This window comes from Streptomyces sp. HUAS TT7 (genome assembly GCF_051550175.1).
Taxonomy (GTDB): Bacteria; Actinomycetota; Actinomycetes; order Streptomycetales; family Streptomycetaceae; genus Streptomyces.
In genome coordinates, this window is sequence record NZ_CP196175.1 from 577,696 (window position 1) to 601,677 (window position 23,982).

Consider the following 23,982-nt stretch of genomic DNA (forward strand, 5'->3'; position numbering starts at 1 on the left):
TCTTCAGCCGCGGAGCGCATGCATGCACGTACCACACCGCGCGCCGCGCTCCGGCGCTGCGCGGGTCACCCTGCTCACCGAGGGCACCTATCCGCACAGCCACGGTGGGGTGAGCGTCTGGTGCGACCAGCTCGTCACCGGAATGCCCGACATCGACTTCGACATCATCGCGGTGACCGGCACCGGACGCGAACCCACCGTGTGGGACCTCCCGCCGCACGCCTCCGAGGCCGTCTCGGTCCCCATGTGGGGCCCCGCGCCGGCCGGTTCGGCCCCGCGCGGCCGCCAGGAACGGCGCCTGATGACGGCGTACGAACGCTTCCTCACCGCACTGCTCGACCCCTCGGCGGAGAGCGGGTTCTCTCCCGCGCTGTACGAGATGGCCCGGGCCGCCCGGGACGGACAGCTCAGCCCCGCGCTGCGCGGCGACCGGGCGATCCGGGTCATGACCGAGGTGTGGAACCGGCCGGGGCTCGCCGTGCGCGAGGCACGGCCGACCCTGCACGACGCGGTCACCGCGACCGGGCTCCTGGAGCACGCGCTGCGGCCGCTCGCCGCGACCCCGCCGAGCCAGGGCGTCTCGCACGCGGTCAGCGGCGGAGTGGCCGTGCTTCCCGGGCTCGTCGGGGCCGAACTCCACGGCGTGCCCCTGCTGTTGACCGAACACGGCGTCTATCTGCGCGAGCGCTATCTGGGCTACCGGACCGCCCCGTACCGCTGGCCGGTCAAGGCGGTGCTGCTCGGGTTCTTCCGGCTGCTCGCCGAGGAGACGTACCGGCGGGCCGCGCTGATCACGCCGGGCAACCAGTACAACCGGCTGTGGGAGGAGCAGGGCGGTGCCGATCCGCAGCTCATACGTACCGTGTACAACGGGGTCGACCCGGCGGCGTTCCCGCCCGCCGGACCGGAACCTTCGACCCCAACTCTCAGCTGGGCCGGGCGAGTTGACCCCATCAAGGATCTGGAGACGCTGATCCGCGCCTTCGCCAAGGTGCGCAGCGAACTCCCCGAGGCCACCCTGCGCCTGTTCGGCGGCACGCCCCGGGGCGGCGAGGCCTACCGGGAGCGGTGCGAAGCCCTCGCCGACTCGCTCGACCAGGGCGGCGCGGTCACCTTCGAGGGCCGGGTCGACGACATCAGGGACGCCTACGCCGCGGGCAACGTGGTCATGCTGTCCAGCATCAGCGAGGGCTTCCCCTTCACGCTCATCGAGGCGATGAGCTGCGGCAGGGCCACCGTCTCCACGGATGTGGGCGGGGTGCGCGAGGCGGTCGGCGAGACCGGGCTCGTGGTGCCGCCGCGCGATCCGGACGCGATGGCCGCGGCCGCCCTGGAACTCCTGGGCGACCCGGTGCGCCGGGCGGCCATGGGAGAAGCGGCCCGGCTGCGCGTCGTCGAGCAGTTCACGCTGCGCCAGACCGTCGACACCTTCCGGGCCATCTATCTCGAACTATCCGTACGCGGCGGGGCAGTTGTCCCGGTCCGGCGAAGAGAACACAGCGAGGACACCACGATGGCCCTGCGCCTGGTCCCCGCCGAGCTGAGCCGGGTGGCCGGATGAGCGGGCCCATCCGTCTGCAGCCGTCCGACGGCCGCGACGACACGCTGACGCTCCGGCTCGCCACCGAGTCCACGATGACGCTGCGTCTGCCGGGCCGTGCGCCCGCGCGGACGGGCAAGGACGCGGCGGTGGACCGCCTCGCCGCCGAACTCGCCGAGCAGATAGGGCCCGCGGTGCACGCCTACGAGGTGGCGGCGCTGCTTGAGTCCGAGGGCCTGACGGCCCAGCAGATCGCCGACGAGTACGGCCACGGCAATCTGTTCGCGCTCGCCGAGGACCTGTACCGGCGGGTGCCGCGCAGCTTCCCGGAGCCGCCCGCGGCCGCCGATCCCTGGAAGCCCGACCCGGTGCGGTGCGCGCTGCGCGGCGCCCTGTTCGCGCTGCCGGGGCTCGCCTATCCGCTGACCGCCCGGCTGTGGCAGAGCGACCGGGCGGTGCTCGCTCTGGTCGTGGCGGGCCTCGTCTCCTGGGCATGGGGGCAGGGGCTCGGGCACCGCGCCTATCTGCGGATGGCCTCGGGCCGCGCCGAGGCGGCCCGCACCCTGATGGCGGGCGCGCCGCTCGGCGCCCTGCTGGCCTGTGCCACGGGCTTCGCGATCGTGGGGCCGGGCAAAGCGGCGTTCTTCGTGGCCGGCCAGTCCTGCTATCTCGCGGCGGCCGGGATCCTCCTGGTCCTGGCGCGCGAGCGGCTCCTGCTCGGCGCGCTCGGCCCGATCATCGCGGGGGCCGCCGTCCTGCCGTTCCGGGAGCCGGGCTCGCTGTTGCGGGTGGGGCTGTGCGCGCTCACCCTGGTCCTGGTGATCGCGGCCGTCGGCCACTGTCTGCGGGAGGCGCTGAAGGAACCCGGCGCGACCTCCTCGGCGGCGCCCCGGCTCGTGGCGTCACTGCCGTACGGGCTCTTCGGCCTGGCCGCCGGTGTGCTCGTGGCGTTCGCCGGTCAGCGCCATCCGCTCGCGGTGATCGCGCTGACGCTCAGCATGGGCCCCGCCGAATGGCTGCTCTACCGCTACCGGGGCCTGTCGGTGGCCGCGCTGCGGGCGACGGCCACCCCGGCCGCGTTCCGGTGGCGCTCGGCCGCCGTCCTCGGCGGCTGCCTCCTCGTCTATCTGCTCCCGCTGTTTCCCGCGGCGCTGCTCACCGGGGCCGAGCCCGCGCCCCTGCTCGCGCTCGCGGCACTGCTGTGGACGGCGCTGCTGCTCCAGGCGTTCGGCATCGCCTGGCCGCCGGCCGCCGTCAGCCTGGCGGCCGCGGCCGGGGTCGCCTCGGCCGGGCTGCTCGCGCCGCCCCCGGGCCCGCTCACCGAACTGCTCTGCTGCGCGGCCGCCGCCCTCGCCCTGACCGGCACCACCCTGCACCTGCTCGGGCGGCCGACCGCGCACGCCTGACCCGCACCGCGCCCCACCCGGCACAGGGCGGGGCACCAGCCTCACGCACCGCATCCGAATGATCACCCAATGTTCTGAACAGCGTTGAAAGGAGCGGCAGTTGACTTCCGCACCGCTTGTCGCCGTCACCGGAGCCGAAGGCTTCATCGGCTCCCACCTCACCGAGGCCCTCGTCGCCTCCGGGCATCGCGTCCGCGCGATGGCCCAGTACAACTCCTTCTCGTCGTACGGCTGGCTGGAGACCCTGTCCGCGGACGTCCTGGACCAGGTCGAGATCGTCCTGGGCGACGTCCGCGACCCCGGCTCAGTGCGGGGCCTCACCGAAGGCGCCGAGGCCGTCTACCACTTGGCAGCGCTGATCGCGATCCCGTACTCCTACCAGGCCCCGCACAGCTACGTGGACACCAACGTCACCGGCACGCTCAACGTGCTCGAAGCGGTCCGCGCCCTGGAGACGCCGCGCCTGGTGCACACCTCGACCAGCGAGACGTACGGCACCGCGCAGACCGTGCCCATCACCGAGGACCACCCGATCAACACCCAGTCCCCGTACGCCGCTTCGAAGGCCGGCGGGGACCGGCTCGCGGACAGCTACTACGCGAGCTTCGGCACGCCCGTGGTGACGCTGCGGCCGTTCAACACCTACGGGCCGCGCCAGTCGATGCGGGCCGTGATCCCCACCGTCATCGGCCAGGTCGCGGCCGGCTCGCGCACCATCACGCTCGGCGATCTGCGGCCCACCCGGGACTTCACGTTCGCCGCCGACACCGCGCGGGCTTTCCTCGCCGTGGGCACCGCCCCCGCCGAGCGCGTCGTGGGGCGGACGTTCAACGCGGGGACCGGCACCGAGATCTCGGTCGGCGACCTGGTGCGGCTCATCGGCAAGGTGATGGGCGCCGAACTCGACGTACAGGAGGACGGGCAGCGCATCCGTCCCGCCAACTCCGAAGTGATGCGTCTGGTCGCGGACGCGAGCCGGCTCACCGAAGCCACCGGCTGGCAGCCGGGGTTCGGCCTGGAGTCGGGCCTGGAGCGGACCGCGGAGTTCTTCCGCGACCCGGGCAACCTCGCCCGCTACAAGACCGGCATCTACAACATCTGACCCCGCCAGTCCCATTCTCAGGGAGGCTCCCATGCACGCAGTGATACTCGCCGGAGGCAAGGGCGTCCGGCTGCGGCCGTACACCACGGCGCTGCCCAAGCCGCTGGTCCCGATCGGAGACCAGCACGCGATCCTGGAGATCGTGCTGCGCCAGCTCGCGGCCGCCGGGTTCACCGGATGCACCATCGCGATCGGCCACCTGGGCCAGATCATCCGGGCCTATGTGGGCGACGGCGAACGCTGGGGTCTGAACATCGACTACAGCACCGAGGAGAGCCCGCTCGGCACCATCGGCCCGCTGCTCACCATGCGGGACCGGCTGCCGGAGTCCTTCCTCGTCATGAACGGGGACATCCTCACGGACCTCGACTACGCGGACGTGCTCACCCAGCACCGCACCAGCGGCGCACCGCTGACGATCGCCACGTACGCCCGCAAGGTGCACATCGACTTCGGGGTGCTGACCACCGACGACACCAAGGTGGTGGGCTTCACCGAGAAGCCGAGCATGGACTACCGCGTCTCGATGGGCGTGTACGGCCTGTCCCTCAGCACCCTGGACGGCTACACCTCCGGCCTGCCGCTGGGCTTCGACGAGCTGGTGCTCGACCTCCTGAAGGCCGAAACCCTGCCGCATGCCTACGCGTTCGACGGCTACTGGCTCGACATCGGGCGCCCGGACGACTACGACCGGGCGAACGCCGAGTTCACCAGCCACCGTTCCCTCCTGTTGAAGGGGGTCTGACCCTCCCATGCGCATTCTCGTACTGGGCCACAGCGGCTACCTGGGCGGCCACGTCGCCCGGGAGCTGCGCGCCCTGCCCGGCGTGCGGTTCTTCGGCGCGGGCCGGGGCCCGACGGCCGACCTCGCCGTGGACCTCGCCACCGTCGGCCCCGGGCCGCTCGCCGAGCGGCTCTTCTCGTACGCCCCCGATGCCGTCATCAACTGCGCGGGGGCGGTCGGCCCGCAGTCGATGGCGCTGGCCGAGGTCAATGTGCGGGGCCCGGCCGTGCTGTGCGCGGCGCTGCGCGAGGCCGCCCCGACCGCCCGGCTCGTCCACTTCGGATCGGCCGCCGAGTACGGGCCGAGCGGGATCGGGGAGCGCGTCACCGAGCAGTCCGCGACCCACCCGACCACCCTGTACGGAGCCACCAAGCTGGCGGGCACCTTGGCCGTCACCTCTTCCGGGCTTGACGCGGTGGTCCTGCGGATCACCAACCCGGTCGGTCCCGGCGCGCCCGCCGCCGGGCTGCCGGGCCGCCTCGCCCGGCAGCTGCGCGACCTGGGACCACGGTCCTCGGTGCGGCTCGACGACCTCTCCGCGCACCGCGACTTCGTGGACGCGCGGGATGTCGCCCACGCCGCGGTCCTGGCGGCCATCGACGGCGGACCGCTGCCCCCGGTGCTCAACATCGCACGCGGACAGGCCGTCCCCGTAAGGGAGTTGGTGTACGAACTGGTCCGCGCCGCGGGGTTCAAGGGCCACATCGAGGAGAACGCCGAAGGCTCGGCGCGCTCGGCGGACGTGCCCTGGCAGTGCTCCGACCCGGGCGCGGCCCGGACCACCCTCGGCTGGTCGCCCCAGTACTCCCTCGCCGATTCGGTGTCCGCGCTGTGGGCGGCCGTGCGCGCCGAGCCGGACCGGGAACCGGTGCACTGATGCTGCTCGTTCCGCTCTATGTGCACCCCGCCGAGGACCCGGCCGCCTGGCAGCGGCTCGCCGAGGCGGCGGCCGGCCTCTACGGGGTGGTGCTCAACGCGGCGGACGGGCCGGGCGCCGCCCCGGACCCGGCGTTCGTCGAGCCGGCCGAGGCGCTGCGCTCGGCCGGCGTCCGGGTGCTCGGCTATGTCGACCTGGACTACGGCGCCCGGCCGCCGGCCCACGTACTGCGGGACGTCGAGCGGCACCGCGACTGGTACGGGGCCGACGGCTGCTTCCTCGACCGGGCGCCCGCCGACCGGACCGGCCTGCCGTTCGTGCGGCAGGCCGCCCGGGCCGCCCGGCGGGCGGGCGCGGCCACCGTGGTGCTCAACCCGGGCGTGCATCCCGCGCCCGGCTATCTTCGGATCGCCGATCTCCTGGTCACCTTCGAAGGCCACTGGGACACCTATGCGTCCGCCTTCACCCGCCCCGGCTGGGCCGACCGCCAGCCGCCGGAACGCCTGTGCCACCTGGTGTACGGCGTGCCCGGGGCGCTCCTCGCGCTCGCCCTGCGGACGGCCGGTGACCGCGGCGCGGGCGTGTGCTGCGTGGTCGAGCGCGAGCTACCCAATCCGTGGGCGGCGCTGCCGCCCGTGCTTCCCGGAAAGACGCCATGAACCACACCCTGGCCCGCAACCCGAGGGCGCTGCTCTGCACCGCCGTCACCCTTCTCCTGCTCGCCACCGCCTGTTCGTCCGGCTCCTCGGACGACGACACCGACGGCCCGGACACCCCGCGTCCGACGGCGACGCCCTCCCCTTCCCACTCCCCCTCGGCCTCCGGCACCCCCGCCTCCCCGTCACCGGGCAATCCCGTTCCGTCGCCCTCGCCGAGCGGTTCGGCCCCGGCGAAGCTCTGGCAGCCCAAGCCCGGCACCGCCTGGCAGTGGCAGCTCAACGGGCGGGTGCAGGACGGCCCCGATGTTCCGGTGTACGACATCGACGGTTTCGAGAACACCGCGGCCGACGTCGCCAAGCTGCACGGCGAGGGCCGCAAGGCGATCTGCTACATCAACGCGGGCGCCTGGGAGAACTTCCGGCCCGACAAGGGGGACTTCCCGGCCGCGGTCCAGGGCGAGAACAACGGCTGGGAAGGCGAGCGCTGGCTCGACATCCGGCAGATCGACGTGCTGCGTCCGCTGATGGAGCGCCGCTTCGACATGTGCAAGGAGAAGGGCTTCGACGCGGTCGAGCCGGATCTCATGGACGGCTATCTGAACAAGACGGGCTTTCCGCTCAAGGCCGCCGACCAGCTGGCGTACAACCGCATGCTCTCCGGGATCGCGCACGCGCGGGGGCTGGCGGTGGGGCTCAAGAACGATCTCCAGCAGATCCCGGAACTGGTGCCCGCCTTCGACTTCGCGGTCAACGAGCAGTGTGCGCAGTACGACGAGTGCGCCCTGCTCACGCCGTTCGTGAAGGCGGACAAGGCGGTCTTCCACGTCGAGTACGAGCTGCCGACCAAGGATTTCTGCGCCAAGTCCGACAAGCTCGGGCTCTCCTCGATGCGCAAGAACCTCAAGCTGGACGTCTGGCGCCAGCCCTGCTGAGCGGTCAGCCGAGGAGGACCGCGATCAGCGAGAGGGACGCCATCGACAGGAGCGTCGAGAGCAGCACGGTGTCCCGGGGCAGCTCGATGTCCAACCGGTACTCGGAGGCGAAGATGAAGGCGTTCTGCGCCGTGGGCAGTCCGGCGCAGAGCACCACCGCGAACAGCTCGTGCCCGCCGAGCCCGAAGGCCCACCTCCCCAACGCGTAGGCGAGCAGCGGCTGTACGGCGATCTTGAGGGCGACGAGCAGGCTGCGCTCGGCCCGCTCCCCCGGGTCGGCCGCGGCGCGCGCGGTGAGCGACAGGCCGAGCGCGAACAGGGCGGCCGGGACGGCGCCGCCGCCGAGGATGGTGAGCGGCGAGGTGACCTCGTCGGGCAGGCGCAGCCCGAGCGCGGCGACGGCCACGCCTGCGGCAGATGCCCCAACCACCGGGTTGCGTACGGGCAGTTGGAGCATCCGAAGCCAGCGCCTGCCCGCGCCCCGGCGCACATCGAGCTCTATGAGCACCAGGATCAGCGGCGTGATGAACAGCATTTGAAACAGGGCCGCCGCCACGATGAACGACGTGTCGTGCAGGACGTGCACGGCGACCGGAATGCCGAGGTTCGCCGAGTTCACATAGGACGCGGCCATCGCGCCGATCGCCTGCTCGGCCTTCTTGCGCCGGAAGAGCCGCCTGCTCGCGATCAGCCCCGCGCCGAACACGGCGAGCAGGCTGAGGGCGAACACCGCGACGCCGGGCTGCGCCAGCTCGCCGGGCCGCGACTTCGCCATCGTGAGGAACAGCAGCGAGGGCATGGCGAAGGTGAACGCGAAGCGACCGAGGACCTGTTGGGCCTGGTCACCGAGCAGATTGAACCGCCCGGCGCCCCAGCCGAACGCGGTGATGGTCCAGATGGGCAAAAAGCCGGAGAGAACCGAGTGCACCGGCCAAGAATGCCGGACCGGTGTCCGATGCCCGCGGTCGGGGTCGCGGTATCCGAACGGGTTCCAGGCAGTGGTCAGACGCGCTCGATGCGCCACTTCTGCGCGACGGTGTCATTGAACGTGTATTGCTGGACGTTGGCGCTGTTGTCCTTGGAAGCTCCGGTTACATCCACGGTCTTGCCGCTGTGGATGTTGCTGATCACGAAGACGCCGTCGCCGATCGGCGTGACCCACCAGCGCTGGCCGGCGGCGCCGGTACGGTCCCACTGCTGGATGTTCGCGGCGTCTTGCAGGGCCGCTCCGGCGACCTCCAGGAGCTTTCCACTCGCCGTGGAGGCGATTTCGTACTCGCCGGTGTCGTTGTACGCCGGGTTGCGCGAGTAGTCGCGCCGCACGGGCGTGAACGTCCATTGCTGGTTCGGACCGCCGTGCCGGGTGTACTGGCCGACGTTCGCCCCGTTCTCCTTCTCGTTGCCCAGCACGTCCAGCACCTTGCCGCTGCCGATGTTGGTGAGGACGTACGTGCCCTCCTCGACGGGCAGGTTGCGGATGACCTGTGCGGCGTCGGAGCCGAGCGGGAAGATGCGTATGGAGGCCGTCCGGTTCTTCAGCGCCGGGCCCAGCTTGTTGCGGGACTCGCCCACCGGGCTTCCCAGGCCATCGATCTCCCGCGTGTCCTTCTCGGCGATGGAGCGGAGTTCGTCCCGCGGGCCCACCTGGGCGGCGAAGCCCTGGGAGTCGGGCTCGACGTGGAGGGCGACGCTCTGCTCGGTGTGGTTCACCACCGACAGGACCCCCCCGTCGAACCCGAAGGCCCGCAGGTCCCCGAGTGTCTGGTCGCAGAGCAGGACCCGCCCGCGCTCCTTGGTATTGAAGTCCTCGTGCTCGTAGAGCGCGTACCAGCCCTTCGGGCACGCCTCGACGCCACTGCTTTCGAAGATCTTGACCGTCACCGTCGTGGATCCCTCTCTGCTCGCATCCCGCACACCGCGGGCCACGCCATCACCCTAGAGTTCCGGCTTGATGACCAATAGTGATCAAATCTGGCCACCGCGACGGTTATGCCGTCCTGCCGGGGGGCCTGCTCTCCAGGCAGCAGCGGACGAAGTCCTGGACGACCGGGTTGCCGTCGTTGCCGGGTGCCCAGGCGACGCCGACCCGGCTGGGGCTGACGCCGCTGACGGGCCGGTAGGTGACGCCGGGCCGGGCGTAGAAGCGGGCGGCGGATTCCGGGGCGAGCGCGATCCCGTAGCCGTTGGCGATGGCGCTGAGCCAGTCGTCGGGTTGGTCGGTGACGGCGCCGATGCGGGGTGGGTGGCCCTCGCGCTCATCGGTGGCCAGCCAGTACTCCCGCCACCGGCCGGACTCGGGCGGGGCCGCCACGAACGGCTCGTCCCACAGCTCACGAAAGGGGATGAGGTCGCGTGCGGCGAAGGGGTGCGTGGTGGGCAGGGCGACCCAGCGGGGCTCGGTCAGCAACACCTCCACCCGCAGCCCCGCCTGGCCGGGAAAGGGCAGCCGTAGCAGGGCGACATCGACGTCCCCGTCGGCCAGTCCGGCGGTCGGGTTCGACCAGGCGGCCTGGCGCATCTCGACCCTCCAGCCCGGCCGGCGACGGGCGAACTCCGCCACGATGTGCTGGGTCGCCTCGTTGGCGGCGCTGGCCATGAAGCCGACCCGCAGCACGCACTCCGCCTGGCTGGCCGCGGTCCTGGTCTCCCGTAGCGCCCGCTCCCACTCGGCCAGCACCGCGGGCACCCGTTCCGCCAGCGACCGGCCCGGTTCGGTGAGAGCCATACCCGCGCGGGACCGCGTGAACAGCCGCACGCCGAGCCGGCTCTCCAGTTGCTTGATCTGCTTGGTCAGCGCCGGTTGGGCCACGAACAGCCGCTCCGCCGCGCGGGTCAGGTTCCCTTCCTCGGCCACCACGACGAAGTAGCGCAGCAACCGGGTGTCGACGTCCATGCCATCAGGTTATGGATGCAGGTATTGGACGCCCAACGCCGGCCTTGGTGAGGCTTGTTGAACCGGGGGTACGCAGCCGCGACCTGCCGAAGCTCACGATCCCCTGAGAGAAATCATGTCTGTGACGATGCTCATCACCGTCATCACCATCGTGGCCAACGCCGCCATCGCGGTGGCCGACTTCGCGAAGGCCGAGTTCGTCCTCGGCAACATGGCCGAGGTCGGCCTCCCGACCTCATTGCTCCCCGCCTTAGCCACGCTCAAGGCCGCCGGAGCCGTCGGGCTGGCGCTCGGGCTCCTGGGAGTCCGATTCCTCGGCATCGCCGCCGCGGTGGGGCTGGTGCTGTTCTTCGTCGGTGCCGTCGTCAGACACGTACAGACTCGCGTGTACCACAACATGGCGTTTCCCGGGACTTATCTGCTGTTGTCCGTCGCCTCCCTCTGCGTTGCCCTCGCACGGTGAACAAGGTGTCGGCCGTGTGGCACATCGCCTGAAGTGCCACCCGGCGCGCCCAGGAACCCGCGAACAAACCCGGCCACGGTGTCCAGGTGGCTTTCGAGCAGGAAGTGTCCGCCTCGCGAGGAGCGACACCTGGTGATCCCGGAAGTCGGCGTGGACCTGAGGGTAGAGGGGTGGATTGCCGGCGTAGTCGCGGAACAGGGCGAGGTGCACGAGGTCCTTGCCCGGCCGGTTGACCTCGCGGTGGTCCGCGGCCCAGGTGTCGGGATCGACCAGCTCTGGTCGGTCCACTCCGTGCAGGTACTGCCGGCGGATGGCGTCGAGCGAGAGAGCGGCGCGGGCCGCGGGTTCGGTCCGGGGGCCCGGATTCTCGCAGCCCGCCGTCACCAGGCTCGGGCACGGGAGATCCGACAACCCGAGTAGAGCGGCGGCGAGTCGGCGCCCGGCCCGGCGCCCACTGGCGGGCTCGTCGACAGGACAGACGTTGCCTGATCAAGGCATTAGAACGGATGGCCCGCCGGTTCGCGCCGCACGGTCGTCCAGCGCAGTTCGGTGAACGCGTCCAGGTTGGCCGAGCCGCCGAACCGGGCGCCGGTTCCGGAGGCCGCGATGCCGCCGAAGGGCGCGACCGCCTCGTCGTTGACCGTCTGGTCGTTGATGTGGGCGATCCCGGTCGGGATGCGGTCGGCGAGCTCCAGGCCGAGCGCGGTGTCCTGGGTGACGATGCCGAGCGAGAGACCGTACGGACCCGCCGCTGCCAGGGCCGCGGCCTCGTCCAGGGTGGCGAAGGAGCGGACCGGCGCGACCGGTCCGAAGACCTCCTCGGCATAGGCGGGGGTGTGGTCGTCGACGTCGGCGAGCACGGTGGGGCGGTAGAAGAGGTCCCGGTGGGTGCCGCCCGCGGCTAGCCGGGCACCACGAGAGGTGCTGGACTTCACCAGGCCATGGATCTTGGCGAGTTGGGACCGGTCGATGACCGGGCCGAGGTGGACCTGCTCGCGGTACGGGTCGCCGACGGCCAGCGCGTCGGCCTTGGCGGCGAGCCGCTCGACGTACTCCTCGTACAGCGAGTCGTGCACGAGGTGGCGGCCGGTGGTCATGCAGATCTGGCCCTGGTGGAAGAAGGACCCCCAGGTGGCCTGCGCGATCGCGCCCTCGATGTCGGCGTCGGCCAGCACGACGAGTGCGGAGTTCCCGCCCAACTCCAGGTGGGCGCGCTTGAGTTGGCGGCCGGCCGCCTCGCCGACCCGGCGTCCGGCGGCGGTCGATCCGGTGAACGAGATGACGGGGATGCGCGGGTCGGCGACGAGCGCCTGCCCGGTCTCTGCGCCGCCGGGCAGGATGTGCAGCAGCCCCTCGGGCAGCCCGGCCTCGGCGAACACGGCCCCGAGCGCGAGCCCGCCGCAGACGGCAGTACGCGGGTCGGGCTTGAGCAGTACGGCGTTGCCGAGCGCGAGTGCGGGAGCGACCGAGCGGACGGAGAGGATGAGCGGGGCGTTGAACGGGGCGATCACACCGGTCACGCCGACCGGGACCCGGCGGGTGCAGGAGAGCCGTGGCTGCTCGCTCGGCAGCACCTCGCCGAGCGGGCGGGAGGCGAGGGCGGCGGCCTCGTAGCACTCCTGCGCGGCGACGTGCAGCTCGAAGTCCGCCTTGCCGGACACCGATCCGGACTCGCGGACCAGCCACTCCCGCAGCTCGTCGGCGTGGTGCGCGAACAGGTCGCCCGCCCGGCGCAGGACCGCCGCGCGCGCGAAGTGCGGGGTGCGCGCCCAGGCGGCCTGCGCCGCGACGGCGGCTTCGGCGGCCGCGTCGACGTCCTCACCGGCGGCGAGGGTGATGGCGCCGAGCGACTCCCCCGTGGCGGGCTCGACGACCTCGTGCTCACCCCCGGCGAGCGTTCTGGGCTGCCACGTCTTGGGGTCGAGCAGGGTCATGAAGCCTCTCCAGTCGCCGTGTCGCCGCCGCAGGGAAGTCCAGCAAGTCCCTTACAGGGCAGGGAAGTTGAGCAAGGCACTGCGGACGCCCCGTACGCGGCACGGCAGTCGGGGTGCGCGAGCGGCCATCGTAAGATGATTTAGCGATCAACGAAAGCCCGGAGCGCCCAACCGAGCGCCCACCCGAGAGCCTCAACTCCCGTACGCAACAATCCCGTTAGCGTTCCAGTACGAGGGCGAGGCCCTGGCCCACGCCGATGCAGAGGGCCGCGAGGCCCGTGCCGGAGCCGGTGGCGGCCAGCTGGTGGGCGACGGCTCCGGCGAGCCGGGCGCCGGACGCGCCGAGGGGGTGGCCGATGGCGATGGCGCCGCCGCGCGGGTTGACCACGGCGGGGTCGAGTCCGGGCCACTCGGCGAGGCAGCCGAGCGACTGGGCGGCGAACGCCTCGTTCAGCTCGAAGGCGGTGAGGTCGGCGAAGCCCTTGCCCGCCTTGGCGAGCGCCTTGCGGACGGCTTCGACCGGGCCGAGCCCGAAGAGCTGGGGCTCGATGCCGGTGACGGCGGAGCTGCGGATGCGGGCGAGCGGCTCGCGGCCGGTGGCGCGCAGCCCCTCCTCGTCGACGAGGAGCAAGGCGGCGGCGCCGTCGTTGAGTGGGGAGGCGTTGCCCGCGGTCACCGAACCGTCCGCACGGAAGGCTGGCTTGAGCCGGGCGAGCGCCTCCATGGTGGAGGACTCCCGGATGCATTCGTCGCGGACCAGGTCGACCCCGTCGTACGGGACGACCTCGCCGTCGTAGAGGCCCTTGGCCCATGCCTCGGCGGCCTTGCGGTGGCTGTCGAAGGCGAAGGCGTCCTGCTGCTCGCGGGTGATGCCGTGCTTGTCGGCGATGAGTTCGGCGCCCTCGCCGAGGGCGACCGTCCACTCGGCGGGCATCTTGGGGTTGGTCATGCGCCAGCCGAGGGTGGTCGAGTACATCTGCTGGTGGCCGGCGGGGAAGGCGCGCTCGGGCTTCTGCACGACCCAGGGGGCGCGGGACATCGACTCGACGCCGCCCGCGACGGCGATCGAGGCGTCGCCGACGGCGATGGCGCGGGCCGCCTGGATCACGGCTTCGAGGCCGGACCCGCAGAGGCGGTTGACGGTGACGCCGGGTACCGAGACGGGAAGCCCGGCGAGCAGCACGGCCATGCGGGCCACGTCGCGGTTGTCCTCCCCCGCGCCGTTGGCATCGCCGAAGTACACGTCGTCGATGCGGGCCGGGTCGAGCTCCGGGGTACGGTCCACCAGCGACCTGACCACGTGCGCGGCGAGGTCGTCGGGCCGCACCGGGGCGAGCGCACCCCCGAACTTGCCGATCGGGGTGCGGACGGCGTCGACGATGTACACGTCGCGGATGCTCATCGGGTCTCTCCCACGGATCTCTTCACCGGTTCGGGGCCATCACGCCAGCCCGTTCGCCCAGTGAAGTGATGTTCATGAATGGCTGCGCCCGAGTCTCTGCCCGCCGCCGTCCGCTGTCAACGGGCCCCGGCCACAACGCGATCACACGTCACGGCCGGGCCGGGACCTCTCTGACCACCACGCCGAGACCGATGTCGAGTTCGGACCCGTCGACGAGCACCGCCTCGACCGCGTGGCCGGCCGAGTCGATCTCGGCCTCGATGCCGTGCCCGGCATAGCGTGGATAGCCCGAGACCCCCCACTCACCGGTGGCCTCGACGACGGCGGACCGCACGGCACTGTCCGCCACCGAGGCACCGCCCCGGTCCTCGACGTGCTCAGGAACGAGCAGGATCTCGAAACGCTGGGGGTGCCGGCTCGAAGGCCGCGATTGGTTGCTCATGCTCCGACGCTAAACACCCGGAGGCCCAACCGCACGCCGTCCCGCCCCACTCACCTCGCAAGTCCCACCCGACACGATCAAGTCACCTGGAGATAGCCAAGTCGTCACGAACCAGCCACATCGATCACGGCTGGTCGGCCACGCGCCCACACTGCGTCCCTCAGCCATGCACCATCTGGGGGCACCATGCGCCACACCATCGCCCATGCCATCAGCTCAGGCGTGCTTCTCCTCCTCGCGGGCACCGCCTGCACTGCGGGAAACACGGTCACCACCAAACCCAACGACAGCAAGCCCTCGGCACCCGGGTCGTCCCGGTCCGCACAACCCACGGCGAGCCGCGCGAAGACTGCCGCTATCGGCGACACCATCACCCTCAAGGGCACGAACAAGGGCGAGCAGCTCGACGTCACGGTCAAGCGGTGGCTCGACCCGGCCGTGAGCGCGAACGAGTTCTCCGCTCCGAAGGACGGAAGCCGGTGGGCAGCGGCACAGTTCGAACTCGTCAACACCGGCTCGGCTCCCTATGAGGACAGTCCGTCCAATGGGGCGCAGGCCGCCGACACCGACGGTCAGCGGTTCCAGACGACGTTCGGTGAGATCACTGCCGGGCCGCTGATGCCCGCGTCCGCCAAGGTTGCGCCCGGCGACAAGGCCCTCGGCTGGATCCTGTTCGAGGTGCCGAAGACGTCGAAGATCGCTACCGTGCAGTTCACCATGGACAGCGGGTTCGCCGACCAGACGGGCCAGTGGTCCGTGAAGTAGTGCCGCCACGGGCGCCTCCGCCTTCGAGGCCGAGGCGCCCGCTCAGCTCGATTCGCGCGGCAGTGCCCTGGCGCCCATCAGGTCGTGGCGTTCCGGGGTGCCGTCCGGGTCGCGCACCACTCGGTCGACCAGTTCGGCCAGGTGGCGGCCGGTCACCATCTCCACATGGACCGTGCTCAGGCGGGGGCGGAGCAGCCGGCCGAGCAGGAGGTCGTCCGCGCCGATCACCGCGGTCTCGCGGGGGACATCGATGTCAGCGTCCTGGAGTGCGCGCATCAGGAGCATCGCGTACTCGTCGTTGTACGCGAACACCGCGTCCAGGCCCAACTCCCGCCAGCGGCCTGCCAGTTCGGCCGCGGATTCCTCCGTGTACGCCATCGTCACGGGCTCGATCACCGCGTCGGTGCCGTGCGCGGCCTTGCGGGCACCGGCCAGGCGCGGCTTGGAGAAGAGTTCCAGGCCGGGCTCCTCGGGGATCAGCACGCCGATGCGGCGGCGGCCCCGCTCGCGGAGGTGGGCCACCGCGCTCTCGCCGATCTCGCGCTGGTCCATCACGAGCGCGTGGGCGCCCTCGACGCGCTGCGGGCCCAGCGTTATGACCGCCCGGGCGCCGGACCGCTTGAGGAGCTGGACGCCCTGCGGGGTGAGTTCGATCTCGCCGAGCGAGACCACGGCGACGGGTCGCAGCTCGGCCCACGCGCGGGCCGCCTCGTCCGCGCCGAGCCCGAGGCTGCCGTACTGGACGACCGTGTAGTCCAGCCGGCGCAGCTCCCACTGGAGCTCGTTGAAGAACCGGCTGTAGAGCGGGCCGACCGGGATGTGCGCGGTGGGAAGCAGCACGATCCGGGTGTGGCCGGCGCGCAGGCTGCGGGCCGCGGCGTGCGGGACGTACCCCAGTTCCTCGGCGGCGGCGCGGACCCGGACCCGGGTGGGTTCGCTGATCCGCACGGCCGAGGTGTTGTTGAGCACGTAGCTCACGGTCGCCCGGGAGACCCCGGCCAGGCGGGCCACATCGGCGCTGGTCGGGACGGGACGGTCGGCAGGCTGCTTGGGTGTCTGGCTCATCGCGATCGGCATCTTTCCAGACGCATCCCGCTCGGGGTCTAGCGGATGGCCTGAATTCGATGCTACACAGTGCTTACACGAGCAATTGACACGTGTCATCAAACGCGCCGGACGGCCTCACCCCTTGCGTTCACCGGTGTCACGCAGGGGACCTCCGGCCCGGGACCCCTCAATTCCGGCCGGTCAGGACGCCGTCCCGCGCCGCTCGTGCACCCCTCATCCGCCTCCTCACTCCTCGGAGGGCAGCGTGGCCCTTTCCTCCCCCGGTACCGGCCTCCCGGTGGCCGTAACCGCCCCGGCTCCCCGGCCCGCACGCGGGCTGCTTCCGCTGCTCCTGCTCGGCAACACCGCCCTGTACGCCCTCTACATCGGCGTGCCCGGCGTGCTGCTCGCGCTCCAGATCGAGCGCATCGACGCGGCGCACAAGGTCGCCGGCCTCGGACTCGTCTCGGGCGTCTCGGCGATCTTCGCCACCGTGTTCAACCCGGTGGCGGGCGCGCTCTCCGACCGCTCGGGGCGCCGCAATCCCTGGATACTCGGCGGTGGCCTGCTCGCGCTGCCGGTGATGTTCCTGCTCGGCACGGTCCACACGATCCTGCTGGTCACGATCGTGTGGTGCCTGGGCCAGGCTGTCCTCAACGTCTACCAGGCCGCCCTCACCTCGGTCGTCCCCGACCGGGTGCCGCTCGCCGCGCGCGGCAAGGCGTCGGCCGCCGTCGGGCTCGGGCTGCCGTTCGGCTCGACCATCGGCGCGCTGCTCGGCGCCGCCTTCTCGGACCACTACCGCACCGGCTACCTGGTCTTCGGAGCGCTCGTCGCGGCCGCCGCGGTGATCTTCACCGCCGGTACGCGCGAGGAGCGGCGGCCCGCCAAGGGGCCGCTGCCCGTCGGGCGCCAACTCGCCGCGTTCACCGGGGCACTGCGCGACCACGACTTCCGCTGGGCGTTCATCGGCCGCGCGCTGCTCGTCCTCGGCTACTTCGCGGTGGCTGGATATCAGCTCTACATCCTCCAAGACCACACCCATCTGCCCGCCGGACTGGGGCCCGAGCAGGCCGTGGCGATCCTGATGCCCGTCAACGCGCTCGCGATGGTCGTCTCGACCGTCCTCGGCGGCTGGCTCTCCGACCGCTACGACCGACGCAAGCTGTTCGTCGGCGCGTCGGCCGCGCTGTCCGCGGCGGCCCTGGTCATCCCTGCCGTCTCACCGGGCTGGCCCGCGATGATCGCGTTCTCGGTCGTCAACGGGCTCGGCTTCGGCTGCTACATGGCGGTCGACACCGCGCTGGTCACCCTGGTCCTGCCGAAGGCCGAGGACGCCGCCCGCGACATGGGCGTCCTGAACGTCGCCAACGCGGGCCCGCAGATCGTCGCCCCCTTCGCGGCCTCGCTGATCGTCTCGGTCAGCGGCGGCTACACCGCACTCTTCCTGGCCGGAGCGGCGCTCTCGGTCCTGGGCGCGCTCGCGGTGCGCCCGATCAGGTCCGTGCGCTGAGAGACGTACGGGTCCGGGGTCGGCGCACACCTGACAGGTGCGCCGGTCCATGATCCGTACACATACGGTTCCGGGGCGGGCCCGCGCCTGACCGCACCGCCCGCCCCGGCCCCGTACAGCAATCGCCCGACAGCACCACCCGTACCGAAAGGCATCACCGTGCAGCTCAACACCCGCACCTGGGGAGAGGGTGACCGTGTCGCCCTCCTGGTCCACGGGATCATGGCCGACCACCGCACCTGGCGGAAGGTCGGTCCCGCGCTCGCCGAGCGGGGCTACCGCGTCATCGCGGTGGACCTGCGTGGCCATGGGGCGAGCGGGCGCGGCGAGTACACCGCCGAGCTCTTCGCCGACGATCTCGTCGAAACCCTCCCGGCCGGCGCCGAGCTGGCGATCGGCCACTCCCTCGGCGGGCTCTCCCTGTCGCTCGCCGCCGAGCGGCTGCGGCCGGCCCGCGCGGTCTACTCGGACCCCGCCTGGAACGTCAACTTCCAGCAGCATGGCGTCAGTCCGGAGATCTTCGCCCAGTTCAAGGCAGCGAGCCGGGCGACCGTCGCGGTGCTCAACCCGCGCTGGGAGGCCGAGGACGTCGACATCGAGCTGGCCACGCTGAAGCTCTGGGACGAGAACACCGCGCTCGGCCTCGCCCCGATATTCAGCGCGGACCAGGTCCCCGAGAAGGCCGTCGTCCCCTCGCTCGTCCAGTTCGCCGACGGGAGCTTCCTGTACGACGCGAGCGAGGTGACCCGCCTCGAAGCGCGCGGTTTCGAGGTACGTACGGTCAAGGGCGCCGGACACACCATCCACCGCGACGACTTCGAGGGGTTCATGGCGTCGCTGGACGGGTGGATCTGACGACCCGTCATGTATGCCGGGCCGCGGGGCACCCCCGTGGTCCTGCCGCCCGGCGCCGGGTTGTCACTCGGGCAGCTCGTCGACCGTGGCCACGACGATGCCGAACAGGTCCGTGATCGAGGTGAGCGCGGCGGTCTGGAGGGCGGCCGCGGGCAGCACGGTGCCGTCGGGGGCGGTGAGCGATCGGGTGGCCGTGGTCTCGGCGACGACGGTGGGCCGGTAGCCGAGGTTGAAGGCGCCCTGGGATGTGTAGTTGACGCACATGTGGGTCATGAACCCGCCGATGACCAGGTCCTTCCCGCTGCCCGGGGCGGCACCGAGCTCGGTCAGCGTCTTCTCCAGCTCCGTGCGGTGGAAGGCGTTGGGGACCTGCTTGACCACGACCGGCTCGCCGTCCCTCGGCGCGACCTCGTCGCTGATGGCACCGATGTGGGCATGGATGTCGTACGGGCCTCCCTCGCCGCCGTCGTTGATGATGTGCACGACCGGGGTGCCGGCGGCGCGGGCCCGCTCCAGCAGGCGCGCCCCGGCCGCGAGGGCTTCCTCGACGCCTTCCAGGGCCATCACGCCGGTGCGGTAGGTGTTCTGGAAGTCGATCATGATCAGGATGGACTCGCTCAGCTTCGGCGGCCGGTTGTCCAGGCCGACGATGTCGCGGAGGGTGGTGGAGGGCATGGAGGTGCTCATCGGGTGCCTTTCACAAGGGAGTTGGGCATGGCGAAGCCGTCCGGCTCGCATGTGGGTTGGATACGGAAGGTCAGGCGGGCTGGGTGCGGAAGCGGCGGCGGTAGGCGGCCGGGGTGGTGGCGAGCTGCCGCTTGAACGCACGGTGCAGGGTTTCGACCGAGCCGAGTCCGGCCGCTTCCGCGACCTCGTCGAGCGGGCAGTCGGTGGTTTCCAGGAGGCGCCGGGCCGCCTCGACCCGGGCGGCCTCGACATAGGCGGCGGGGCTCGCGCCGGTCTCCTGTTTGAAGACGCGGGCGAAGTGCCGCCCGCTCAGGCACATCCGGGCCGCCAGGGCCTCCGCCGACAGGTCGTCGCCGAGGTGGTCGGCGATCCACAGCCGCAGCTCGTCGATGTCGCGCCGGGAGGTGGCGGGCCGGCTGAGCGGCACGGAGAACTGGCTCTGGCCGCCCTGCCGCCGTAGGTACATCACGAGTTGCCTGGCCACCGCGAGGGCCACGTCCTCGCCCTGGTCCTCGGCCACCAGCGCGAGCGCGAGGTCCAGGCAGGCGCTGATCCCGGCGCCTGTCCACAGTCTCCCCCGGTCGGTGCGGACGAAGATCGGGTCCGGGTCGACCGTGACGGCCGGGTGGTCGGCGGCGAGCTGGGCGGCGGTCGACCAGTGGGTGGTCGCCGTCCGCCCGTCGAGGAGCCCGGCCGCGGCGAGCACATGGGCGCCCACGCACACCGATGCCACCCGCCGGGCGTGCGGCGCGGTGTCCTTCACCCAGGCCACGACGTCGTGGTCGATCCGGGCGAGGGGGCCTTCGTCGGTCATGTCCACCGCGCCGGGCACGAGCAGGGTGTCCACCCGAGCGCCGACCTCGTCGAAGGACAGGTCGGCGAGCAGCCGCACTCCCGCCGAGGTCCGCACCTCGCCGGACGCCGGCCCGGCCAGCCGGACCTCGTATCCGGCGCCGCCCGAGGTCTCCCGGTTGGCCAGGGCGAAGACCTCGGCCGGTCCGGTGACGTCGAGGAGGTCGACATCGGGGAAGACCGCGATGACGACCCGGTGCGAAGTGGGCATGACCCCATCCTCACCGCCGGCCCCAGCGGCCGCAATGACGATTCCCTGTCACATCCGGACACGGAACCCCGTCGGCTTCGCGGCCCCGTCGGCTACGCTCCCCCGATGAGCCAGGACATGGTGGGGCTGCTCGGGCGGGTGACCGGAACGATCGGGCCCGGGCTCGTGGGCGAGGTCATCGTCAGGATCCGGGGCGGGGCCGAGCACTTCCTGGCCCACCCCGCGCCGGGCACGGGCCGGATCGAGACGGGGACGGTCGTGACGGTGGTGGAATACCTGCCTCCGCGTACTGTCTACGTCATGGCCGCGTACGACAACTGAGCGCGCCCAGGCTCACGTTGGCCACCGCTGTCATCTGCGCATTCACCGGTGCGTATCAAGATTGCGACAAGGATCCGTAAGCGTCTTCACGCCACATCCGGCCAGGAGCAAACTCCCCCCATCAGTGCCGAGCGGCACTGCATGAAGGGGGCGTATGCCGATGGTCATCGGCGTCGCGGCGGGACTGGTTCTCGCCGCCATCATCGTTCTGGTCGGCCTGTTCAAGCTCATGTGGCGGGTGGCCGAGCCGAACGAAGCACTCGTCATCTCCGGTTCGAAGCACCGGACCGAGGGGCTCGGCGAGGGCATGGGGTTCCGGATCGTCACCGGCCGGGGAACCCTCGTACTGCCCGGCGTACAGGCGGTCAGGAAGCTGTCGCTCGATCTCAACGAGACCGAGCTGTCGGTGGACTGCGTGACGCAGCAGGGCATTCCGCTGAAGGTGCGGGGCGTGGTCATCTTCAAGGTCGGCGACGACTTCGTGTCGATCGCCAACGCGGCCCGTCGCTTCCTCGACCAGCAGAAGCTGATGTCGGACCGTGTGCACAACGTCTTCGCCGGTCATCTCCGTTCCATCGTGGGCGGGTTGACGGTCGAGGACATGATCCGGGACCGGGAGAAGCTCACCGGGCAGACCCGGGCCGCGTGCGGTACGGAGATGGAGAAGCTCGGTCTCATCGTCGACTCGCTGCAGATCCACGAGATCGAGGACCCGACCGGGTACATCAAGAACCTGGCGATGCCGCACGCGGCCGCGGTGCAGCGCGACGCGCGGATCGCCCAGGCCGAGGCGAACCTGCGGGCCACCGAGGCCGAACAGGCCGCGTTCGCCCGGATGTCGGAGGCGACCCGGGACAGCGAGATCCTCCAGGCCGGCTACCAGGCCGAGCGCGACAAGGCCGCGGCGAGCTCCCGGCAGGCGGGCCCGCTCGCGGACGCCGCCGCCCGGCAGGAGGTCGTGGTCCAGGAGACCCGGGTCGCCGAGCTGGAGGCACACCGCCGCGAGCAGCAGCTCCAGGCCGATGTGCGCAAGCCCGCCGATGCCCAGGCGTACGAGAAGCGGACGCTGGCCGAGGCCGAGCGCGATGCCCGCATCTCGGCGGCCCAGGCCAAGGCAAAGGAGACCGAGCTCGCGGCGGCAGCCGAGGCGACCCGGGTCAAGGCGGCCGCGGCCGCCGAGGCCCAGGCCACCGAGGCGCGCGGGCTCGCGGCCGCGAAGGCGACCCGGGCGACGGGTGAGGCCGAGGCGGCGGCGACGCAGGCCAAGGGACTCGCACAGGCCGAGTCGGCGAAGGCCCAGGGTCTGGCGGAGGCCGAGGCCATCAAGGCACGGGCTGCGGCACTCGCGGAGAACCAGGAGGCCGTGGTCGCCCAGCAGCTCGCCGAGAACTGGCCGCAGATCGTGGAGGCGGGCGCCTCCGCCTTCGGCAATGTGGAGCACATGGTGCTGCTCAACGGCGCCGAAGGCATGTCGGAGATGTTCGCGAAGGCCCTGACGATGGGCGGTACGGGTCTGGGCCTGGCGCGGCAGCTCCTTGCATCCATGAACCAGAACGGCGACTCCCCCAACGGGCATGCCGCGGCCCCGAGTTCGCCTCTCTCGAAGTCGATACCGATCACGGAGGAGGTCCCGCGCGGCGACAAGTAACGTACGCAGCACGCGAGTTTGCTCCGCCCGGTATCCGGCGGGGCCAACTCGTGCAAGCGACTCAGCCGCCGGGCAGCGTCTCCACCGAAGACTCGCCCGGGTAGTCGTCCAGAAACTCCTCGCGGATCTCGCGCGGCCCGAACGGCCAGACCCTCTCGAAGCGCGCCCACAGGACGAAGGCGACGCAACCGAGCGCCACCCAGGCCAGTGACCATTCGATGGGGTGGCGGCCGGGCGAGTTCTTGTCGGCGTAGCCGTAGATGGTGAGCCAGCCGACCAGGGCGATCAGGCTCGGCAGCGGGTAGAGCCACATCCGGTACGGGCGGCGGAGCCCGGGCTGCCGCTTGCGCAGCACGGTGACGGCGAGGATCTGGGCGAGCGCCTGGACGATGACCATCACCGTGGTGAGCAGCTGGATGAGGGTCGTCAGATCGGTGTGGCGGCCGATCATGAAGCCGACGGCGGTGACGACGCCCATGGTGAGCAGGCCCAGCATCGGGAAGCGGTGCTTGGGGTGCAGCTTGGCGTACGAGCGGAAGAACACCTTGTCGCGGGCGGCGTCGTACGGGACCCGGGAGCCGCCGAGCAGCCCGGTGAAGACGGAGGCGAACGCGGTGACCAGGATGAGGACGGTGACGACGTCGGCGGCGCCCTTGCCCCAGGCCTTTTCCAGGACGGCGGAGGCGACCGAGCTCGACGCGATGTCGTTCGGGTCCAGCATCCGGGTCCAGTCGATGACGCCGAGGGTGCCGATCTGGAGGAGCAGATAGATCACCATGATGCCGAAGACGGAGTGGATGATGGAGCGCGGCAGAGTGCGCCCGGGGTCCTTGATCTCCGCACCCATGTAGGCGGCGGTGTTGTAGCCGAGGTAGTCGTAGATGCCGATGGTGAGCCCTGCCGCGAAGCCGATCCAGAAGTGACTGCTCGTCAACTCGAAGGCATCAGAGGGGTACTTGAAGGCCAGGTGCGGGCTGAAGTCGGTGGCGGCGGCGACCGTCACCAGGGCGACCGAGGCAATCATGACGACCCACATCACGACGGTGATCCGGGCGATGTTCTCGACGCCCCGCCAGAGCAGCAGGACCACGAAGGCGATGATGCCGAGCCCGATCAGGTCGCCGGCCGTCTTGCCGAGGTCCGGCGCCAGGTAGCCGAGGTACTGCACGAATCCGACGACGCCGGTGGACATGGCCAGCGGGATGAACAGCATCGCCGTCCATACGAAGAGGAACGGCATCAGGCGGCCGGTGCGGTACTGGAAAGCCTGGCGCAGATAGACGTAGCTGCCGCCGGAGCCGGGCAGCGAGGCGCCGAGCTCGGCCCAGATGAGGCCGTCGGCGAGGGCGAGTATCGCGCCGGCGACGAAGCCGATGACGGCCTGCGGCCCGCCGAAGGCGGCGACCATCAGCGGGATGGTCACGAAGGGGCCGATCCCGCACATCTGGCTCATGTTGATGGCGGTGGCCTGGAAGAGTCCGATCCGGCGGACGAAGCCGCCGGCCGGCGGAGGGGTTCCGGACACTGGGGTCCTCCCGGGGCTGATGGGCGAGAAGAGGGAGCTGCTGCGGATTCGCCAGTGCGGGGTTCCCTCGGCGTCGGGCGTGCTTAAGTTAAGTACCTTTACTTTCACCGTCAAGAGGTCGTCA

The 23,982-nt window shown here is 71.3% G+C and carries 23 protein-coding genes and 1 pseudogene; 13 read left to right on the forward strand and 11 right to left on the reverse strand.

The annotated features are described in order from the left end of the window. Positions 1-22: 22 nt before the first annotated feature. From pelF to ACSHXC_RS02775, 7 genes are all read left to right on the forward strand, one after another. On the forward strand, positions 23-1,561 hold the full coding sequence (gene pelF, locus ACSHXC_RS02745; protein WP_438289970.1) for a GT4 family glycosyltransferase PelF: 1,539 nt from the start codon (positions 23-25) through the stop codon (positions 1,559-1,561). After that, the gene (locus ACSHXC_RS02750) at positions 1,558-2,946 is read left to right on the forward strand and encodes a hypothetical protein (protein WP_438289971.1); all 1,389 of its coding nucleotides are present in this window, start codon (positions 1,558-1,560) and stop codon (positions 2,944-2,946) included. Before pelF ends, ACSHXC_RS02750 begins: the two co-directional genes overlap by 4 nt. A 100-nt stretch (positions 2,947-3,046) precedes the next feature. Further along, the gene (locus ACSHXC_RS02755) at positions 3,047-4,048 is read left to right on the forward strand and encodes an SDR family NAD(P)-dependent oxidoreductase (RefSeq protein WP_438289972.1); all 1,002 of its coding nucleotides are present in this window, start codon (positions 3,047-3,049) and stop codon (positions 4,046-4,048) included. A 31-nt stretch (positions 4,049-4,079) separates the two neighbouring features. Beyond that, on the forward strand, positions 4,080-4,793 hold the full coding sequence (locus ACSHXC_RS02760) for a nucleotidyltransferase family protein (RefSeq protein WP_438289973.1): 714 nt from the start codon (positions 4,080-4,082) through the stop codon (positions 4,791-4,793). A gap of 7 nt (positions 4,794-4,800) precedes the next feature. Next, positions 4,801-5,709, forward strand: a complete 909-nt coding sequence (locus ACSHXC_RS02765; protein ID WP_438289974.1) for an NAD-dependent epimerase/dehydratase family protein — start codon at positions 4,801-4,803, stop codon at positions 5,707-5,709. After that, positions 5,706-6,368, forward strand: coding sequence for a spherulation-specific family 4 protein (locus ACSHXC_RS02770; RefSeq protein ID WP_438296409.1), 663 nt, complete (start codon positions 5,706-5,708; stop codon positions 6,366-6,368). Before ACSHXC_RS02765 ends, ACSHXC_RS02770 begins: the two co-directional genes overlap by 4 nt. Further along, a complete protein-coding gene (locus ACSHXC_RS02775; protein ID WP_438289975.1) occupies positions 6,365-7,300 on the forward strand; it encodes an endo alpha-1,4 polygalactosaminidase in 936 nt (311 codons plus the stop codon). The genes ACSHXC_RS02770 and ACSHXC_RS02775 overlap by 4 nt, the downstream gene beginning before the upstream one ends. Positions 7,301-7,304: 4 nt before the next feature. Here ACSHXC_RS02775 and ACSHXC_RS02780 read toward each other — a convergent pair whose 3' ends face one another. The 3 genes from ACSHXC_RS02780 to ACSHXC_RS02790 form a co-directional block, all read right to left on the reverse strand. Beyond that, a complete protein-coding gene (locus ACSHXC_RS02780; protein ID WP_438289976.1) occupies positions 7,305-8,204 on the reverse strand; it encodes an AEC family transporter in 900 nt (299 codons plus the stop codon). A gap of 98 nt (positions 8,205-8,302) precedes the next feature. Continuing rightward, entirely contained in the window at positions 8,303-9,181 is an 879-nt protein-coding gene (locus ACSHXC_RS02785) for an RICIN domain-containing protein (protein ID WP_438289977.1), read from the reverse strand. 106 nt (positions 9,182-9,287) lie between these two features. Further along, positions 9,288-10,193 (reverse strand): LysR family transcriptional regulator, encoded by a 906-nt coding sequence (locus ACSHXC_RS02790; protein WP_438289978.1) that lies wholly within the window; start codon positions 10,191-10,193, stop codon positions 9,288-9,290. A 115-nt stretch (positions 10,194-10,308) separates the two neighbouring features. Here ACSHXC_RS02790 and ACSHXC_RS02795 point away from each other — a divergent pair, with 115 nt between their 5' ends. Further along, entirely contained in the window at positions 10,309-10,656 is a 348-nt protein-coding gene (locus tag ACSHXC_RS02795; protein WP_438289979.1) for a DoxX family protein, read from the forward strand. Here the strand turns inward: ACSHXC_RS02795 and ACSHXC_RS02800 are convergent. From ACSHXC_RS02800 to ACSHXC_RS02815, 4 genes and pseudogenes are all read right to left on the reverse strand, one after another. Then, a pseudogene (locus ACSHXC_RS02800) lies at positions 10,608-11,022 on the reverse strand (hypothetical protein); the annotation flags it as partial. The gene ACSHXC_RS02795 and the pseudogene ACSHXC_RS02800 overlap by 49 nt on opposite strands. A 131-nt stretch (positions 11,023-11,153) precedes the next feature. After that, entirely contained in the window at positions 11,154-12,590 is a 1,437-nt protein-coding gene (locus tag ACSHXC_RS02805; RefSeq protein WP_438289980.1) for a benzaldehyde dehydrogenase, read from the reverse strand. Between the two features lie 217 nt (positions 12,591-12,807). Beyond that, the gene (locus ACSHXC_RS02810; RefSeq protein ID WP_438289981.1) at positions 12,808-13,992 is read right to left on the reverse strand and encodes a thiolase family protein; all 1,185 of its coding nucleotides are present in this window, start codon (positions 13,990-13,992) and stop codon (positions 12,808-12,810) included. A 148-nt stretch (positions 13,993-14,140) separates the two neighbouring features. After that, complete coding sequence (locus tag ACSHXC_RS02815) at positions 14,141-14,434, reverse strand: hypothetical protein (RefSeq protein WP_438289982.1); 294 nt, start codon at positions 14,432-14,434, stop codon at positions 14,141-14,143. A 186-nt stretch (positions 14,435-14,620) separates the two neighbouring features. On the opposite strand from ACSHXC_RS02815, the gene ACSHXC_RS02820 reads away from it, so the two are divergent. Then, on the forward strand, positions 14,621-15,199 hold the full coding sequence (locus tag ACSHXC_RS02820; protein WP_438289983.1) for a DUF4352 domain-containing protein: 579 nt from the start codon (positions 14,621-14,623) through the stop codon (positions 15,197-15,199). Between the two features lie 42 nt (positions 15,200-15,241). Here ACSHXC_RS02820 and ACSHXC_RS02825 read toward each other — a convergent pair whose 3' ends face one another. Further along, a complete protein-coding gene (locus tag ACSHXC_RS02825; protein ID WP_438289984.1) occupies positions 15,242-16,264 on the reverse strand; it encodes a LacI family DNA-binding transcriptional regulator in 1,023 nt (340 codons plus the stop codon). Positions 16,265-16,544: 280 nt separating this feature from the next. On the opposite strand from ACSHXC_RS02825, the gene ACSHXC_RS02830 reads away from it, so the two are divergent. Together ACSHXC_RS02830 and ACSHXC_RS02835 are read left to right on the forward strand one after the other, a co-directional pair. Then, the gene (locus tag ACSHXC_RS02830; RefSeq protein ID WP_438289985.1) at positions 16,545-17,759 is read left to right on the forward strand and encodes an MFS transporter; all 1,215 of its coding nucleotides are present in this window, start codon (positions 16,545-16,547) and stop codon (positions 17,757-17,759) included. 159 nt (positions 17,760-17,918) lie between these two features. Continuing rightward, positions 17,919-18,614: an alpha/beta fold hydrolase gene (locus tag ACSHXC_RS02835; protein WP_438289986.1), complete on the forward strand. Its 696-nt coding sequence runs from the start codon at positions 17,919-17,921 to the stop codon at positions 18,612-18,614. Between the two features lie 63 nt (positions 18,615-18,677). Here the strand turns inward: ACSHXC_RS02835 and ACSHXC_RS02840 are convergent, their stop codons facing one another. Next, complete coding sequence (locus ACSHXC_RS02840; RefSeq protein WP_438289987.1) at positions 18,678-19,301, reverse strand: cysteine hydrolase family protein; 624 nt, start codon at positions 19,299-19,301, stop codon at positions 18,678-18,680. 70 nt (positions 19,302-19,371) lie between these two features. Then, complete coding sequence (locus ACSHXC_RS02845) at positions 19,372-20,364, reverse strand: GlxA family transcriptional regulator (RefSeq protein WP_438289988.1); 993 nt, start codon at positions 20,362-20,364, stop codon at positions 19,372-19,374. A gap of 117 nt (positions 20,365-20,481) precedes the next feature. Here ACSHXC_RS02845 and ACSHXC_RS02850 point away from each other — a divergent pair, with 117 nt between their 5' ends. Both ACSHXC_RS02850 and ACSHXC_RS02855 read left to right on the forward strand, forming a co-directional pair. Next, the gene (locus ACSHXC_RS02850; RefSeq protein WP_053725353.1) at positions 20,482-20,685 is read left to right on the forward strand and encodes a hypothetical protein; all 204 of its coding nucleotides are present in this window, start codon (positions 20,482-20,484) and stop codon (positions 20,683-20,685) included. 154 nt (positions 20,686-20,839) lie between these two features. Next, on the forward strand, positions 20,840-22,333 hold the full coding sequence (locus tag ACSHXC_RS02855; protein ID WP_438289989.1) for a flotillin family protein: 1,494 nt from the start codon (positions 20,840-20,842) through the stop codon (positions 22,331-22,333). Positions 22,334-22,394: 61 nt separating this feature from the next. On the opposite strand, the gene ACSHXC_RS02860 is transcribed toward ACSHXC_RS02855, so the two are convergent. Next, positions 22,395-23,858, reverse strand: a complete 1,464-nt coding sequence (locus ACSHXC_RS02860) for an APC family permease (protein ID WP_438289990.1) — start codon at positions 23,856-23,858, stop codon at positions 22,395-22,397. Between the last annotated feature and the right edge of the window lie 124 nt (positions 23,859-23,982).